Raw genomic sequence first — 16033 nt, forward strand, 5'->3', positions numbered from 1 at the left:
TCGTCGCCATGCAATCCGAAGACCGCCTGCGACAAAAACTCCGCAAGATCGAGGCGCTTTACGCTGGTGCCTCCACGGCCGGCGAAAAGGCCGCTGCCGGCGCTGCGGCTGAACGCATCCGCAAACAATTTGAATCGGCCAGCCGGAACGAAAGCTCCGAGGAGTTCAAGTTTTCGATCCCAGATCCTTGGTCGCGCCAGCTCTTCATCGCCCTGTGCCGCCGCTACGGCGTCCGACCGTTCCGCTATCCGCGTATGCACCGCCAAACCGTTCTGATCCGCGCTCCCGCGAGTTTTGTGCAGCAGGTCCTGTGGCCCGAGTTTGAGGAGCTGAGCGATGCGCTGACCTCGCATCTTCTGGAAATCACCGAGAAGATCATCCGTGAGGAGGTGCACGAGGCAACCCAAGACGCGGATGAGGTCGCGGAGCCTCGGCGCTTGCGATGAACCACCCGGCTGCCCCAACGTCTGAAGTGCTCGTGGGCCATGTGGAACGGGTGACGTTCCATAGCGATGAAAGTGGCTTTTGCGTCCTGCGGGTCAAGGCACGCGGGCACCGCGACTTGGTCACGACCGTAGGGCATGCAGCGATGATTTCCGCCGGGGAATGGATCACCGCTTCGGGCGAATGGACCAATGATCGGAACCATGGCCTGCAGTTCCGGGCCCGGTTTCTGAAAACCTCGGAACCCTCCTCGATCGAGGGCATCGAGAAGTATCTCGGCTCCGGCATGATCCGCGGAATCGGCCCTGTTTACGCCAAGCGGCTCGTGAAGATGTTCGGCAAAGACGTATTCGATGTCATCGAAGCCACCCCCGAACGGCTGCGTGAGGTCCAGGGCATTGGCCCCATGCGCGCTGCCAAGATCACTGCGGCCTGGGCGGATCAGAAAGTCATTCGCGAGATCATGGTGTTCCTGCACAGCCATGGGGTCGGAACAGCGCGCGCCGTGCGCATCTTCAAGACCTACGGCGCCGATGCCGTTCAGGTGATGAGCGATAACCCTTATCGCCTGGCCAAAGATATCCGCGGGATCGGCTTTCGCACAGCCGACACGATCGCGGAGAAGCTGGGCGTCGAGAAGACGGCCATGGTACGGATTCGCGCTGGCATCTCCTTCGCCCTCACCGAGGCCATGGGCGAAGGGCACTGCGGACTGCCCGTGACCGAATTAAAACAGCTGGCTGCCAAGCTGCTCGAGGTTGATGGCGCGCTGATCGAGACGGCGCTGGCGCTGGAACTGGATGAACGGACGGTAGTGGCCGACACGGTCGGCGACATCGACTGCATCTTCCTTGGCGGGCTGTATCACGCCGAAAAGGCCATAGCAGACCGGTTAAGATCGCTGCTCAATGGACAGCTGCCGTGGGCTGCCATCGACACGGATAAGGCCCTGCCGTGGATTGAGGGGCGCACGGGCCTGACCCTTGCGCCCAGTCAAAGGGAAGCCGTGTCACTTGCCTTGCGATCCAAGGTAACAGTGATCACCGGCGGGCCCGGTGTCGGCAAGACCACCATCGTCAATTCCATCCTGCGCATCCTGGCGGCCAAGTCCGTCAATCTTCTTCTGTGCGCACCCACAGGGCGCGCCGCCAAGCGTATGACCGAGGCGACGGGCATGGAGGCCAAGACGATACATCGCCTTCTGGAATTCGACCCCAAGGCGTTCGGGTTCAAGCGCGGCGAAGACAACCCTCTCGAATGCGACCTGCTGGTCGTCGACGAAAGCTCGATGGTCGATGTCATGCTGATGCAGTCGCTGCTGAAGGCTGTGCCGGATACCGCCGCACTGTTGATCGTCGGCGACATCGACCAGTTGCCATCGGTCGGGCCTGGGCAGGTCTTGGCCGATATCATCCAGTCGCATGCTGTCCCGGTGGTCCGACTGACCGAGGTTTTCCGCCAGGCTGCCCAAAGCCGGATCATCACCACCGCGCACCAGATCAACCGCGGCCGCATCCCTGATTTGGGCAAAGTTGAAGGTGATACCGACTTCTACTTCATGCCGGCCGCTGATCCGGAGCAGGCCGTACCGCGGATCATCGATCTCGTCGGCAAGCACATCCCACGCAAGTTCGGGTTTGATCCTGTGCGCGAAGTCCAGGTGCTATGCCCCATGAACCGCGGCGGGGTTGGCGCGCGGTCGCTGAACATCGAGCTGCAGGCCGCGCTGAACCCCAATCCGACGGCCAAGGTGGAACGCTTTGGTTGGACCTTCGCCCCCGGTGACAAGGTCATGCAGATCGAGAACGACTACGACAAAGACGTCTTCAACGGCGACATTGGCTACATCCAGTCCGTCGACACCGACGACGGCGAACTGCTGGTCGACTTCGATGGCCGCGAGGTCAGCTATCAGTTCGGCGAACTCGACACGCTGGTCCCCGCCTATGCAGCGACGATCCACAAGAGCCAGGGCTCGGAATACCCCGCCGTCGTGATCCCGGTCATGACCCAGCATTACGCCATGCTGCAGCGGAATCTCCTCTACACCGGAGTGACTCGCGGAAAGAAGCTCGTGGTGCTGGTCGGCCAATCCAAGGCTATCGCCATCGCGGTCAAGAATGAGTCCGGGCGGCGGCGGTGGTCAAAACTCGATGAGTGGCTTCAGGCGGCCGAGGACGTCATACTGCGCTCCGCGTGATCAATCATTCGCAGGCTTGATGATGCGCTTGGCAGCCGCGTTGCGACGGGCAGCAATACGGCCAAGCGCAACCTCGATCGGGAACACGTCCAGTTCTTCGGGGTCATAGCCATCGAGCCATTCAACGACGTCCGCATGGTCTGGGTGCTTGGGGTCGACCCGTGCTTCAAGCATCTCGTAGAAACCGGGGATGCCGCCACAGTCCTCTGGCGGGCAGTCGCGCTCGCCGGCAATGAAGCGGGGATAGCCAGTTCCGGGCGCGCCTGCGCGGACATCGCTGACAACGAGGCTGTGCTCCCAGCTGTCGCCGAAATCGTAGATGTAGTCGATCCGGGTGGTGTCGCCTGTCAGCACATCACGCAAGCGAACCCGATCTGCCACCTTCCGGGGCGCGGTGCCAAAGTCCTCGTCCATCGGCAGGCCGTAGGTCTTCCCGTCGATCACCATCTCCCAGAGGTGATAATCGCACCAGCCCATCGAGACCTGAACAATGTCATGCAGCACCTTGAGGGTGATGGACGTGGGCACCTCGACTACCCGCCAGATCAGCGGATCGGACCCCCTGAGTTCGATGCGCAGGGTGGTGATTTCGGTGAAGCTGTCGATGGCGCTGCGGGTCGTCATGATGGGAACCATAGCAGACCGCGCGGCTTTTGGCTCATGCTGCGGGTAAATACCACCAGTTGCATTCCCGTTCGCCTGCCGAGATTGGGCGCAAAAGGTTCGGTTGAACGAAAGCCAGAAAACCTTGGATTTACGTCGTTTCTGGAGACCGAACCTTTTCAGCAGGGGTTCGGGTGAAAAGAGACAAAAGCCGATCGGAGACCGATTTCGACGTTTTCGGCAGTCTCTGAGGTTCGGTCGCGATCGGCAAAACCGCGCGGAAGCTGGGGATTTTCTGGCCCCATGAGGCCCATCTCATTGATTCGCATTGAGATTATGGCGGAGCGGGAGGGATTCGAACCCTCGATACGCTTTTGACGTATACTCACTTTCCAGGCGAGCGCCTTCGACCACTCGGCCACCGCTCCGCATGCGCTGAAAGGCGCTCCCTATCGCGGAGCGTCAAAAGAGGCAAGGGCATCGGCCTGACTTTATTCCAATCTGACGTTGGGTAAAAAAAGGGACGGCGGCGCGATAGGCGCATGCCCGCGAGTGTGACCGGAAACCACCGGAAAATGACAGCCATATTCAGCTGACCGCGGGTCGGCAGCAGGGAGTAAAACGGCACGCCCATTTCCGCCGCCTGGTCCAGGAAGTACCGCGGCGTTTTTTAGGTCGCGGCGCGGGCATCGATTTTGTAATGACCGGCAGGCGCTAGCTTGGTCGAGCTTCGCCATGCGGACAACCCGGTCATTTCAAAATGCGGACATCTAACCGCCTGCGCGGCAGCCCCGTGCCGCCGATGACCTTGCCGCCATGGAAGATGTCATAGTCGACGGCCATCCGCTGCTCCCGGCGATCTGCGCATCGCGGCGCTGGGCCGGGAGCGATAATCCAATAGAATAAAATCAGTGTGCGATGCTTAAGAGGCATCAGTCAGGCGGTCCGCCGTGCCCGAGCAGGGCAAGCGCGGTCGGCCTGCGGAAGTTACACTTGTCTATCCCTGGTCAGAACGGCACTTCATCGTCCAGATCATTGTCGAAATTCGGCCCGCCCGCGCTGCCGCGCCCGCTGCCCTGCGACGAGCGCCCCGCGCCGCCGCCGAAGTTTCCGCCGCCGCCGAAATCGTCATAGTCGCCGCCGCCAAAGCCGCTCGACCCGCCCGACCAGTCGCCGCCGGCCTGCGAGCGGCCACCGCCACCGCCCTGGCCGCCACCGCCCGGTGCGCCGTCCAGCATGGTCAGCACCGCACCCGGGCCTTGCAACACGACTTCCGTGGTGTAGCGGTCATTGCCCGATTGGTCCTGCCATTTGCGGGTGCGAAGCTGTCCCTCGACATAGATCTTCGATCCCTTGCGGAGGTAGCGTTCGGCCACGCCTGCCAGCCCTTCCGAAAAGATCGCCACATTATGCCATTCGGTGCGCTCCTTGCGCTCGCCCGAATTGCGGTCCTTCCAGCTTTCGGACGTGGCGATGCGGATGTTGCACACCTTGCCGCCATTCTGGAAGCTGCGGACTTCCGGGTCCGCGCCCAGATTGCCGACCAGAATGACCTTGTTCACCGAGCCCGCCATGATCCCTCCAAAGCGTCCAAAGCCCGTCCTTATAGAGCGCGGCGCGGCGGGGTAAAGCGCTCTATGACAGCCCGATGGCCGTTGCCGTCCAATATGTGGCCCCCGCCGCCAGATAGGCCAGCACGAACAGATATCCGACCATGAACAACGGCCATTTCCATCCATTGGTTTCCCGCCGCGTCACCGCTATGGTCGAAATGCATTGCGGCGCGAAAATGAACCACGCCAGGAAGGCGAGCGCGGTCGGCAGCGGCCACTTATCCTTCAGCCGGTCGCCCAGGCTCTGCTCCAGTTTCGCTTCATCGTCGCCTGCGTCGATGGAATAGACCGTGGCCAGCGCGGATACCGCCACCTCCCGCGCCGCCATTGCCGGGATCAACGCCAGGCTGATGTCGCGGTTGAAGCCTACCGGTTCCAGCACGACGTTGAGGCCTCCCGCGATCCGTCCGGCGATGCTGTGATCCACCTGGCTGGCGGGGCTGTCCTCCGGCACGCGGGGGAAGCTGAGCAGCACCCACAGGATGACGGTGGAGGCGAAAATGATCGTCCCCGCGCGCTTCAGGAAGATGACGGCGCGCTGCCACAGGCCCAGCACTATGTCCCGCGGACGCGGCCACTGATATTTCGGCATCTCCATCAGGAATCCGCCGCTCTGCCCCTTGGTGACGGTGCGGCGCAGCACCAGCGCCACCAGCATCGCCCCCACGATCCCCGCGACATAGAGCAGGAACAGCACCAACCCCTGCAAGCCGATGCCCAGACCCACATCCCGCGCCGGAATGAAAGCGCCGATGATGACGGCATAGACCGGCAGCCGCGCGGAACAGGTCATCAGCGGCGCGATGAGGATGGTCGTCAGCCGGTCCTTGGGATCGGAGATGGTCCGCGTCGCCATGATCCCGGGCACCGCGCAGGCAAAGGAGGAGAGGAGCGGGATGAAGGCCCGCCCCGACAACCCGACCTTCGCCATCAGCCCGTCCATCAGGAACGCGGCGCGGACCATATAGCCCGTCGCCTCCAGCATCAGGATGAAGAAGAAAAGGATCAGAATCTGCGGCAGGAACACCACCACCGACCCGACGCCGTTGATGACGCCATCCACCAGGAAGGATCGGACTATGCCGCCCGGCAAGGCGTCGGTCGCGGCATTGCTCGCGGCTTCCGCCCATCCCTCGATCATGGCGATGGGCGCTTCCGACCAGGCATAGACCGCCTGGAACATGACGAAGAGCAGGCCCAGCAGCAGCAGCAGCCCGAATACGGGATGCAGCGCCACCCGGTCCACCGCCGCCGTCAGCCGCCGCGACGGCGTTTCCCGCACGATGGCCGCCTGCGCGATCCGGCGCGCTTCGCTCCGTAGCGTGTCGAAATCGCGCCCTGCCGGAGAGGGACGCGCCTTCGGCGCCGCGTCGTCGATCAGCCCTTCCAGCGCGGTCCGTAGAGGCTCCAGCCCGCGCTTGCGCACCGCGACCGTGGGGATGACCGGCACGCCCAGTTCCCGCGACAGCACCTCCGCATCCAACTCCAGCCCATCGCGCGTCGCCAGGTCCACCATGTTGAGCGCCACCACGGTCGGCAGGCCCAGCGCAATCAGTTCCAGCGCGAACCGCAGATGATTGTCGAGATTGGAGGCGTCGACCACCACGACCAGCGCGTCGGGTCGCTTTTCGCTCCGCTGCTTGCCCAGCACCACGTCGCGCGTCACCTGCTCGTCGGGACTGGCGGGGGAAAGGCTGTAGGTGCCGGGCAGGTCGACCAGTTCCACCGGCCGCCCGTCGGACAGCGACAGCCGCCCGGCCTTGCGCTCCACGGTGACGCCCGGATAGTTGCCCAGCTTCTGCCGCGCCCCGGTCAGGGCGTTGAACAGAGCGCTTTTCCCGGCATTGGGATTGCCGACCAGCGCCACCAGCGGCAGCATGCTCATGCCGTCTCTCCTTCGGCGCCGGTGCGGACCGTGACGGCTTCGGCATGGTTGCGGCGCATCGCGATGGTCATGCGCCCGACCTTGCAGGCGATGGGTCCTCGCCCGAACAGACCGCCGCGGTGCAGCGCTTCCACGCTCGCGCCTTCGCACAGTCCGAATTCGCGCAGGCGCTGTCCCTCTGCCGCTGAAAGGGCATTCCAGTCAATCACATCCACATAGGCAGGCTGTCGCAGCGGCAGGTCGGTCAGGCGCAAGGGAAAGCTACTCGTCACAAGGTTTTGCGAGTGACTATCAATTACGATTGAAAAAGGCCAGCGCGAATCAGATCGCGGGATAACGCAGCCGCCCGATGAAGCGCGAAAGGCTCAACCTTTCGCCGCCGCCCACGCCCTTGAACCGGGCCTTGGTGCGTTCGAAGCGCATCACATCCTCTATGCGCCGGGCCAGGAAGGCGCGGCTTTCCGCATGGCCGTCGCTTTCGTCGTCAAGGAACACCAGCAGGGTCGCGGCATAGACTCCCGCCAGCGTCATGCGCTTGCTGTAATGGCTCAAGTCGGCAGCTTCGTCGCCCGCCGCGCGCCACATCATGTCGGCGGCGCGCCAGCCCAGCTTCGCGGCGCGGGGGCTGTTCCGCGGCATCGCCATGATCGCGACCGCGCGGCGCAGCGCCTCGCGATCGGGAGCCAGCAGGGCAAGGCGCGTTTCCACCAGAGCCGTGATCCGCGCGCGAATCGACATGGCGGCGAGCGAGGAGGACGGCAGCGCCTCCATCATCCGCGCGTCGATGCTGGCGAACCATGCGTCGATCATGTCCATCGGTCCATCGGCGAAGGCCAATCCGGCGATGTCCGCATCCACGCCCTTTTCGGCGGCGGCCATGGCGACCGCTTCGGGTTTCCAGCCGTCGAAGGCCGCATGGCGCGGCAGCAACGGGGCGAGCGCGCAGCGCACTTCGTCCAGGGTCATGTCTTGCGTGGTCATGCCGCCATATTAGAGCATTGGCGGGTCTTCCGCTAGGCGGCCCGTTTCGCGCCCCAGGGCAACCGCACGAGGATCAGCGCCACGGCGACCGCCGTCATGGCCAGCATGTCGGCCGCGCTCATCCCCTCGTTGAAGAGCAGCTTTCCGAAAATCGCGGACACGGCCGGCTGGATCATGAGGCTCAGCCCCAGAACCAGTGGGGAGAACCAGCCGATCGCATAGGTGAGCAGCCCCTGGCCGATCAGCTGGCTCGACAGGGCAAGGGCGATCAACGGCGTCCAGTCCGTCGGCATGAACCGTTCCCCCATCGCCAGCGCCGCGATCAGGAGCGCCCCCGCGCCCGTGAGACTGGAGACGGCGAGGATGGACCAGCTATCCAGCCGCTTCCGCCCATCCTGCACGCTCACCAGATAGCCTGTATAAAGCAGCCCCGCCAAAAGGCAGAGCAGGTCTCCCCGCAGATAGCGGGGCGAAAGCTCGTAGCTGCCGCCCATCAGGACGCCGCCGCCCGCTATCGCCAGCAGCAGGGCGAAGAGTTGCGGCCGATGCAGCGGCAGCCGCAGCACCAGCAGGCCCCACAAGGGCAGCGCCAGCGCGCTCACATTGCCGAACAGCGTGGCGTTGGCCACCTTCGTAAAATGGATGCCCAGATGCCAGACGGCAAGATCGGCGGCGAAGAACAGGCCCGCCACGATCATCAGGCTCCACTGCCTCCCGTCGAGCGCCGCGCCGCGCAGGCGGGGAAGGGCCAGCAGAAAGAGGAAAGGCACGGCCAGCGCCAGCCGCCAGAAGGCGGCCGCGACCGGCCCCACATCGCTCAGCCGGACCAGCACCGGCCCCATCGCCAGAAAGACATTTGCAAGGACCAGCGCGGGAAAGGCGAAGGCGGGCATAGGCTTTTGGAGAGGAGGGATGGAACTTGCCATGACGGCTCCCTAACCGTCCTGCACACCCATGTCCCGTTTCGAAACGGCCATTTTCTGACATTTGCGTCCACCGTCACCCTGAAACAAGTGCAGCATGACGACCGGTCATGGCGCAATCCGCCAAACCCTGCCTCAGGATTTGGGTGTGCAAACTTCATGACCGCCAGTCGAATCGGGCGGCGGCGTCATTTTTCGCAAGAATAGCGTTCGTTGAGCGCGACGCTGACAAGGACGGAGGCGGGGGCCTTGCGCTGGTCGGGATAGCGTTCCAGATAGGTGACGACGAGGCGGCGCACCTCTTCGCCCTTCATCTGGGCGGGCCAGCAATTGGGGCGGGCGCGGCCGAGGAACACGTCCTTCTTGATGCCGTCCACCGCGCCGACGATGTAGGCGGTGCAGGCCAGCGCATATTCGGGGGCCTTGTTCCGGCACTTGGCGAGCAGGGTGGCGCCGGTTTCGAACATGAACGCCTGTCCGGGCGCGGCATCGGGCGCCGCGAAGGCAGGCATCGCCGCCGCGCCGCACAGGGCGGCCGGGATCATCATCCACTGTCGGAACATGTGGCGAACATTATACTTTTACGCGTTGCTGTCCAGCCGGATCGGCGATGGACGGCAACGGTTCGTCGCAGGAATATTCTTGGTAAATGACTGATAAACAATGATTATAGGGAAAGGCGCCAGTCCCAGCGGAGCGGATCGCCGTCCATCACCTCCACGCCGCGCGCGATCAGGGCGTCGCGGATCCGGTCGGACAGGGCGAAGTCCTTGTCCTGGCGGGCGCTCTGGCGGCGGTCGAGGTCCGCTTCGATCTGGCCGGGCGCGATCTGTGCGGCCTTGGGCTGGAGGCGCAGGTCGGCGCGGGTCAGGCCGAGCAGGTCGAGGCCGAGCGCGGCGTCGAAGGCCGCGATCAGGCAGAGCTTTTCGTCGGCCGGCACCTTCTTCATCGCTATGGCTTCCTCCAGCAGGGGAAGGGCGCGGGGCGTCATCAGGTCGTCGCTGAGCGCGGCGTCGAACTGTTCGAGCAGGGGGATTAGCCGAGGATGCAGGTTCGCGCGCAGGAAATCGAGGCGCGGGGACTGCCATGTGACGCCCTCCGCGCGCGATTTCAGGCTCTCCACGCCCATGATGAGGCGCTTCAAGCGCGTGAGGGCCGCGCCGACGCCCTCCGCGCTGAATTCCAGCTCGCTGCGGTAATGCGCGCCAAGGCAGAGCAGGCGATAGGCGAGCGGATGCACGCCCGCGTCGATCAGGGAAAAGAGCGTGGTGAAGCCGCCCTTCGACTTGCTCATCTTGCCCTGGCGGTCGACGAGGAAGTTGTTGTGCATCCACCAGCGGGCGCCGGTGAAGCCCGCTGTCACGGCGTCGCCGCAGCAGGCCGAACGGAACGCCTGATTCTGGGCGATCTCATTGGGGTGGTGGATTTCGCGATGGTCGATGCCGCCGGTGTGGATGTCGAATGGCTGGCCGAGCCGCGCCTGGCTCATGACCGAGCATTCCAGGTGCCAGCCCGGCGCGCCCCTGCCCCAGGGGGAGTCCCATTCCATCTGGCGCTGCTCGCCGGGCGGGGACTTGCGCCAGATGGCGAAGTCGGACGGGTTGCGCTTGCCCGCGACGGGATCGATGCGGGCGTGGGCGGCGTCATCGCGGCCGCCGGCCAGCGCGCCATAATCGGGGACGGTGCTGCTGTCGAAATAGAGGCCGGTTTCCAGTTCGTAGCAGTGATGCGGGGCGATTTTCTGCGCGAAGGCTATCATCTGCGGGACGTAATCGGTCGCGACCGTCCATTCGGTCGGCTCCATGATGTTGAGCGCGGCGATATTGGATTTGAAGGCGTCGGTATAATGGGCCGCGATGTCCCATATGCTCTTTGCCTGCGCGCGGGCGGCGGCCTCCATCTTGTCGTCGCCTGCGTCCGCGTCGCTGGTCAGGTGGCCGACATCGGTGATGTTGATGATGTGCGTGACGGCAAGGCCCTTCCACAGCAGCGTGCGGCGCAGCGTGTCGGTGAAGACATACGCGCGCAGGTTGCCGAGATGGGCATAGTTATAGACCGTGGGACCGCAGCTATAGACGCGGGCATGACCCGGCTCGATCGGCGCGAACGGCTCGACCGTGCGGGTGACGCTGTTGAACAGGCGCAGCGGCGCGGCGATATGCTGGTCTTGGGACATGGCGAAGAGCCATGCGGCCAAGCGCGGCGGGCGTCAACGGGGGATCGGCAAGGCCGGCCGTTCGGGCGGCTGGCGGACGTTGCAGAGGCCCCTCTGGCATGACGGATATGGGATGGCGAAAAATGGCCGGAAGCGGGCGGGCAGGCATCCTCCTTTGTAACAAAGTGTTGCTTGCTGGAGCGCCCCTTGCGCTTCCCGCTTCGGTTCCCGATATGGCCTGTGCGGGCCGGGCCCCTCTGGCGGTTGGACATGTCCAGCCGTGATGTCGGACCGCATCGAGTGTGCTCGGTGCAGGTTCGGGGATTGCGATCCCCCTCCAATCCACCGAAGACCGCGCGCCGGGCCGCTCGATCCTGTAGAGACCTGAAGGATGGAGTTTTAACGCCGTGAACAATCCCGTTCGTATGCCGGGCTATGGCGCCAGCCAGACGGCGCAGACCGACGCCGGGCTGCGCGCGCACATGCTGGGCGTTTTCCGCAATATGGGTATCGGGCTGGTCGTCACCGGCCTCGTCGCCGCCTTTGTCGGCAACACGCCCGCGCTGGCCGCCGCGATCTTCGGCACGCCGCTCAAATGGGTGGCGATCTTCGCGCCGCTGGCGTTCGTGTTCTTTTTCAGCTTCCGCATCGACAGGATGACGACCGCAGGCGCGCGCATGGCGTTCTGGGCCTTTTCCGCCGTCATGGGCGTGTCGCTGGCCAGCGTCTTCCTGATCTTCACGGGCGGCAGCATCGCGCAAGCCTTCTTCTCCGCCGCCGTGATGTTCCTCGCCATGGCGCTGTGGGGCTATACGACGCAGCGCGACCTGACGAAGGTCGGCTCGTTCCTCATCATGGGCCTGATCGGCATCCTGGTCGCGAGCCTCATCAACCTGTTCATCGGGTCGTCGGCGATGGCGATGGTGATTTCGATCCTGGGCGTGGTGATCTTCACGGGCCTGACCGCCTGGGACACGCAGCGCATCAAGTCGGAATATTTCCATTATGCGGGACATGAGGTCGCCGAGAAGATGCAGGTCATGGGCGCGCTGTCGCTCTACCTGAACTTCGTCAACCTGTTCCAGATGCTGCTCCACCTGACCGGCGAGCGGGAATAAGCGAATGCGCGACGCACAGGCCGTGTCGGCCATGCTCTGCCCGGTCTGCCATGTCGGATTGGCGATGACGGACCGGCAGGGGGTGGAAATCGACTATTGCCCGCAATGCCGGGGCGTGTGGCTGGACCGGGGCGAACTGGACAAGATCATCGAGCGGTCGGGGCGGGAGACGGGCGCGCCCGCCGCGCTGAGCCAGCCGAGCTATCGCCCGGACCGGGATTATCGGGACGACGGGCGATATTATCAGAAGAAGCGGAAGAAGAGCTTTCTGGAAGAGCTGTTCGATTGATGGGGAAGGCCGGTTGTGACGACCGGCCTTTTCTTTTGCGCTGCGCCCTGGATTTTTCCGTTACAGTTGCTTCTTCCAGCGCATCGTCAATGCGCCGCGCCCCAGCTTGGTCCCGTGCCGATTTCGACGCCCAGCGGGACGGAGAGCTTCACCAACGGTTCGGCGGCGGTTTCCATGACGCGGCGAATGATGGGGCTGGCGCGCTCCACATCGGTTTCGGGGAGTTCGAAGACCAGTTCGTCGTGGACTTGCAGCAGCATCTTCACCTGATCCAGACCCTCGGCGGCGAGGGCGGGGCCGATGCGGGCCATGGCGCGCTTGATGATGTCGGCGCTGGTGCCCTGGATCGGGGCGTTGATCGCCGCCCTTTCCGCGCCTTGCCGTTCGTGCTGGATGGGCGCCCGGATGCGGGGGAACCATGTCTTCCGGCCGAAAAGGGTTTCGGTGTAGCCGCGTTCCCGCGCCTTCTCGATCGTCTCGTTGATATAGATGCTGATGCCGGGGAAGCGTTCATAATAGCGGACGATCATGTCCTGCGCCTCGTCCGCCGTGATCTCCAGACGGGAAGCGAGGCCCCAGCGGGAAATGCCGTAGAGGATCGCGAAGTTGATCGTCTTGGCGCGGGCGCGGGTGTCGCGGTTGACCTCTCCGAACAATTGCTGCGCGGTGGCGGCGTGGATGTCCTCGCCGTTCGCGAAAGCCTGCTTGAGCGCGGGCACGTCCGCCATATGCGCGGCGAGGCGCAGTTCGATCTGGCTATAGTCCGCCGCGAGGATGAGATTGCCCGGTTCCGCGACGAAGGCATGACGGATCTGGCGGCCGACTTCGGTGCGGATCGGGATGTTCTGGAGGTTGGGATCGGTCGAGGACAGGCGGCCGGTCTGCGCGCCCGACAGCGAATAGCTGGTGTGGACGCGGATGGAATCCTTGTTGATCTGCGCCTGGAGCGCGTCGGTATAGGTGGATTTGAGCTTGGAAAGCTGCCGCCAGTCGAGCACCTTGCCCGCGATTTCCGCGCCCTGCGCCTTGAGCTGTTCGAGGATAGTGACGTCGGTGGAATAGGCGCCGGACTTGCCCTTGCGCCCGCCCTTGTAACCCAGCTTGTCGAACAGGATCGCGCCAAGCTGCTGCGTCGAGCCGATGGCGAAGGGCTGGCCCGCGAGCGCGTGGATTTCCGCCTCCAGCGCCGCGATCCCGGCGGTGAATTCGGCGGACAGGCGGGAGAGCGCCTCGCGGTCCACCTTGATGCCTTCATGCTCCATCTTCGCGATGACGGCGACGAGCGGGCGGTCGACCAGTTCGTAGATGCGGGTCGCGCCCTCGTTCGCGATGCGGGTCTTGAAGAGTTTCCAGAGGCGCAGGGTGACGTCCGCGTCCTCGGCGGAATATTCGGTTGCCTTGTCGAGCGGCACTTCGGCGAAGCTGATCTGCTTCTTGCCCGTGCCGGCTACGTCCTTGAAGCTGATGCAGGTGTGACCCAGGTGGACCTTCGCCGCTTCGTCCATGCCATGCCCGGCGAGGCTCTGGCCCGCGTCGAGGTCGAAGCTCATGACGATGGTGTCGTCATAGGGCGCGATCTCTATGCCGTGGCGGCGCAGGACGGTGATGTCATATTTGAGGTTCTGGCCGACCTTGAGGACGCTGTCGTCCTCCAGCAGGGGCTTGAGCCTGGCGAGGACGAGGTCCCTGGGCAACTGCTCCGGCCGTTCGGCGAACATGTCCTGCCCCTGATGGCCGACGGGAATGTAGCAGGCGCGGCTGGGGCCGGTGGCGAGGCTGACGCCGACCAGCGCGCAGGACACGCAGTCGAGCATGTCGGTTTCCGTGTCGACCGCGACCACGCCCTCCGCCCGCGCCGCCGCGATCCAGCGGTCGAGCGCGTCCTGCGTCACGACCGTTTCGTAGAGGCTGCGGTCGATGGGCGGGTCTTCCTCCGCCCTGGGGGCGGGGGGCAGCGTGTTTTCGCTGATGGCGGCTGCGGCCGCGGCGACCGCCACGGCGGCGGCCGGCGCGCCGAGGCGGGCGAGCAGGGACTTGAAGCCGTGGTGCGACAGAAACGCCTGCAAGGGTTCGGGCGGAATGCCCTTCAATGTCAGGTGGTCGAGCGGTTCGGGCAGGTCCATCCCGTCATGCAGCGTCACCAGCTTGCGCGACAGGCGGGCCATATCCGCATGGGCGATGAGGTTTTCCTGCATCTTCGACTTCTTCATCGACGGCGCGGCGTCGAGCGCGGCTTCGAGCGAGCCATATTCGGTGATGAGCTTCGCCGCCGTCTTGGGACCGATGCCGGGGACGCCGGGCACATTGTCCACGCTGTCGCCCATCAGCGCGAGGACATCGCCCAGTTGTTCGGGCCGGACGCCGAACTTCCCCATCACATAGTCCGCGCCGCGCCGCTCGTTCTTCATCGTGTCGTACATGTCGACGCCGGGCTGGATGAGCTGCATCAGGTCCTTGTCGGAACTGACGATGGTGACTTTCCAACCCTGGGCGACGGCCGCCTTCGTGTAGGTGGCGATGATGTCGTCCGCCTCGAACCCGTCCTCCTCGATGCAGGGGAGGGAGAAGGCGCGCGTCGCGTCGCGGATCATCGGGAACTGGGGGACCAGATCCTCCGGCGCGGGCGGGCGGTTGGCCTTGTACAGGTCGTACATGTCGTTGCGGAAGGTGTGGCTGCCCTTGTCGAGCACCACGGCCAGATGCGTGGGGCCGTCCGCATTGCCCAGCTCCGTCGCCAGCTTCCAGAGCATGGTGGTGTAGCCATAGACCGCGCCGACCGGCTGGCCGTGCTGGTTGGTGAGCGGCGGAAGCTGGTGATAGGCGCGGAAGATATAGCCGCTGCCGTCGACCAGATAGAGATGATTGGCGCTTTGATTCTGGGACATGGAGCGGAGATAGCGGGTTATGCCTCCGCCCTCCAGTGCCGGGCGGCGGGAACCGGAAGAAGCGCCGTTTATTTCTGTTTTGTTTCCTATATGGCTGCCGGAAGAGGGGGATATATGAGGGGCTTAGGCGGATTGTGTCTGGCATCGGTGGTCCTGCTGGCGGCGCTTGCGATCGGAAGCGGCGCGCGGGCGCAGGAGGAGCGGGAATTCTGCGCCGACCGGCCGGGCATCGGGACGCCCGCCTGCACCATGGCGCCGGGCCGGGTGCAGGTGGAACTGGGGCTGGGCGACTGGACGCGGGAAAAGGACGCGGCAGCCCGGACCGACAGCGTGGAACTGGGCGAGGCGCTGGTGCGCGTGGGCGTGACCGGCAGCATGGAGGCGCAGATCGGCTGGACGGCGTTCGGCCATGTGCGGGAGAAGGATCGCATCACGGGCGCCGTGACGAAGGACAGCGGCGTCGGGGACGTGACGCTGGCGATCCGGCAGAATCTGCGCAATCCGGATGGATCGGGCTTTTCGGTGGCGGTCATGCCCTATGTGACGCTGCCCGGCGGAGGAACGGCCATCGGCGCGGGCGATTGGGGCGCGGGGCTGCTGCTGCCCATGTCCTTCGATCTGGGGAGCGGCCTGTCTCTCGAAGTCATGGGAGAGATGGATGCCGCGGTCGACGAGGATCGGGACGGGCGGCATCCGGCCTATGGCGGCGTGCTGGGGCTGGGCTTCGATGTTGGCGAAGCGGTGTCGGCGATGGTCGAGGCGTCGGTGCTGCGGGACGAGGACCCGGCGGGCCATGCGACGGAGGCGCTGGCGGGCCTGTCGCTGACGTGGCAGCCGTCCGACGCCATGCAGATCGACATCGGCCTTAATGCCGGGCTGAACCGGGACAGCCCCGACAGCGAGGTCTATCTGGGGATCTCGCGGCGGTTCTGACGGC

Annotated in this window: 14 protein-coding genes and 1 tRNA gene; 5 read left to right on the forward strand and 10 right to left on the reverse strand. The window is 64.7% G+C overall.

The genetic code is table 11. The features are described from left to right. Nucleotides 1-8: 8 nt before the first annotated feature. Both IQ35_RS03485 and recD2 read left to right on the forward strand, forming a co-directional pair. A complete protein-coding gene (locus tag IQ35_RS03485) occupies nucleotides 9-446 on the forward strand; it encodes a hypothetical protein (protein WP_053554362.1) in 438 nt (145 codons plus the stop codon). Continuing rightward, on the forward strand, nucleotides 443-2644 hold the full coding sequence (gene recD2, locus IQ35_RS03490; RefSeq protein ID WP_145071986.1) for an SF1B family DNA helicase RecD2: 2202 nt from the start codon (nucleotides 443-445) through the stop codon (nucleotides 2642-2644). Before IQ35_RS03485 ends, recD2 begins: the two co-directional genes overlap by 4 nt. On the opposite strand, the gene IQ35_RS03495 is transcribed toward recD2, so the two are convergent. From IQ35_RS03495 to IQ35_RS03535, 9 genes are all read right to left on the reverse strand, one after another. Continuing rightward, the gene (locus IQ35_RS03495; protein ID WP_145071987.1) at nucleotides 2645-3268 is read right to left on the reverse strand and encodes a plasmid pRiA4b ORF-3 family protein; all 624 of its coding nucleotides are present in this window, start codon (nucleotides 3266-3268) and stop codon (nucleotides 2645-2647) included. 316 nt (nucleotides 3269-3584) lie between these two features. Beyond that, nucleotides 3585-3675: transfer RNA gene (locus tag IQ35_RS03500), tRNA-Ser, on the reverse strand. Nucleotides 3676-4254: 579 nt separating this feature from the next. Further along, a complete protein-coding gene (gene ssb / locus IQ35_RS03505; protein ID WP_021245823.1) occupies nucleotides 4255-4821 on the reverse strand; it encodes a single-stranded DNA-binding protein in 567 nt (188 codons plus the stop codon). Nucleotides 4822-4882: 61 nt separating this feature from the next. Continuing rightward, on the reverse strand, nucleotides 4883-6745 hold the full coding sequence (gene feoB, locus IQ35_RS03510; protein ID WP_021245822.1) for a ferrous iron transporter B: 1863 nt from the start codon (nucleotides 6743-6745) through the stop codon (nucleotides 4883-4885). Next, nucleotides 6742-6999: a FeoA family protein gene (locus IQ35_RS03515; protein ID WP_021245821.1), complete on the reverse strand. Its 258-nt coding sequence runs from the start codon at nucleotides 6997-6999 to the stop codon at nucleotides 6742-6744. The genes feoB and IQ35_RS03515 overlap by 4 nt, the downstream gene beginning before the upstream one ends. A gap of 67 nt (nucleotides 7000-7066) precedes the next feature. After that, a complete protein-coding gene (locus IQ35_RS03520; RefSeq protein ID WP_021245820.1) occupies nucleotides 7067-7726 on the reverse strand; it encodes a COQ9 family protein in 660 nt (219 codons plus the stop codon). Between the two features lie 32 nt (nucleotides 7727-7758). Beyond that, nucleotides 7759-8652: a DMT family transporter gene (locus IQ35_RS03525; protein WP_145071988.1), complete on the reverse strand. Its 894-nt coding sequence runs from the start codon at nucleotides 8650-8652 to the stop codon at nucleotides 7759-7761. Between the two features lie 185 nt (nucleotides 8653-8837). Next, nucleotides 8838-9194: a Rap1a/Tai family immunity protein gene (locus IQ35_RS03530; RefSeq protein WP_031291586.1), complete on the reverse strand. Its 357-nt coding sequence runs from the start codon at nucleotides 9192-9194 to the stop codon at nucleotides 8838-8840. A 122-nt stretch (nucleotides 9195-9316) separates the two neighbouring features. Continuing rightward, entirely contained in the window at nucleotides 9317-10825 is a 1509-nt protein-coding gene (locus IQ35_RS03535) for a cysteine--tRNA ligase (RefSeq protein ID WP_021245817.1), read from the reverse strand. 404 nt (nucleotides 10826-11229) lie between these two features. Between IQ35_RS03535 and IQ35_RS03540 the strand changes: the two genes are divergently transcribed. After that, nucleotides 11230-11922 carry a Bax inhibitor-1/YccA family protein gene (locus IQ35_RS03540; RefSeq protein WP_021245815.1) on the forward strand — a complete coding sequence of 231 codons (693 nt, stop codon included), beginning with the start codon at nucleotides 11230-11232 and terminating at the stop codon, nucleotides 11920-11922. Between the two features lie 4 nt (nucleotides 11923-11926). Continuing rightward, complete coding sequence (locus IQ35_RS03545) at nucleotides 11927-12211, forward strand: TFIIB-type zinc ribbon-containing protein (RefSeq protein WP_021245814.1); 285 nt, start codon at nucleotides 11927-11929, stop codon at nucleotides 12209-12211. An 86-nt stretch (nucleotides 12212-12297) separates the two neighbouring features. On the opposite strand, the gene polA is transcribed toward IQ35_RS03545, so the two are convergent. Beyond that, entirely contained in the window at nucleotides 12298-15096 is a 2799-nt protein-coding gene (gene polA / locus IQ35_RS03550) for a DNA polymerase I (RefSeq protein ID WP_145071989.1), read from the reverse strand. A gap of 114 nt (nucleotides 15097-15210) precedes the next feature. Between polA and IQ35_RS03555 the strand changes: the two genes are divergently transcribed. Then, the gene (locus tag IQ35_RS03555; RefSeq protein WP_145071990.1) at nucleotides 15211-16029 is read left to right on the forward strand and encodes a transporter; all 819 of its coding nucleotides are present in this window, start codon (nucleotides 15211-15213) and stop codon (nucleotides 16027-16029) included. Nucleotides 16030-16033: the final 4 nt, after the last annotated feature.

Origin of the sequence: Sphingobium wenxiniae, assembly GCF_007830065.1 — a bacterium.
GTDB lineage: Bacteria > Pseudomonadota > Alphaproteobacteria > Sphingomonadales > Sphingomonadaceae > Sphingobium > Sphingobium wenxiniae.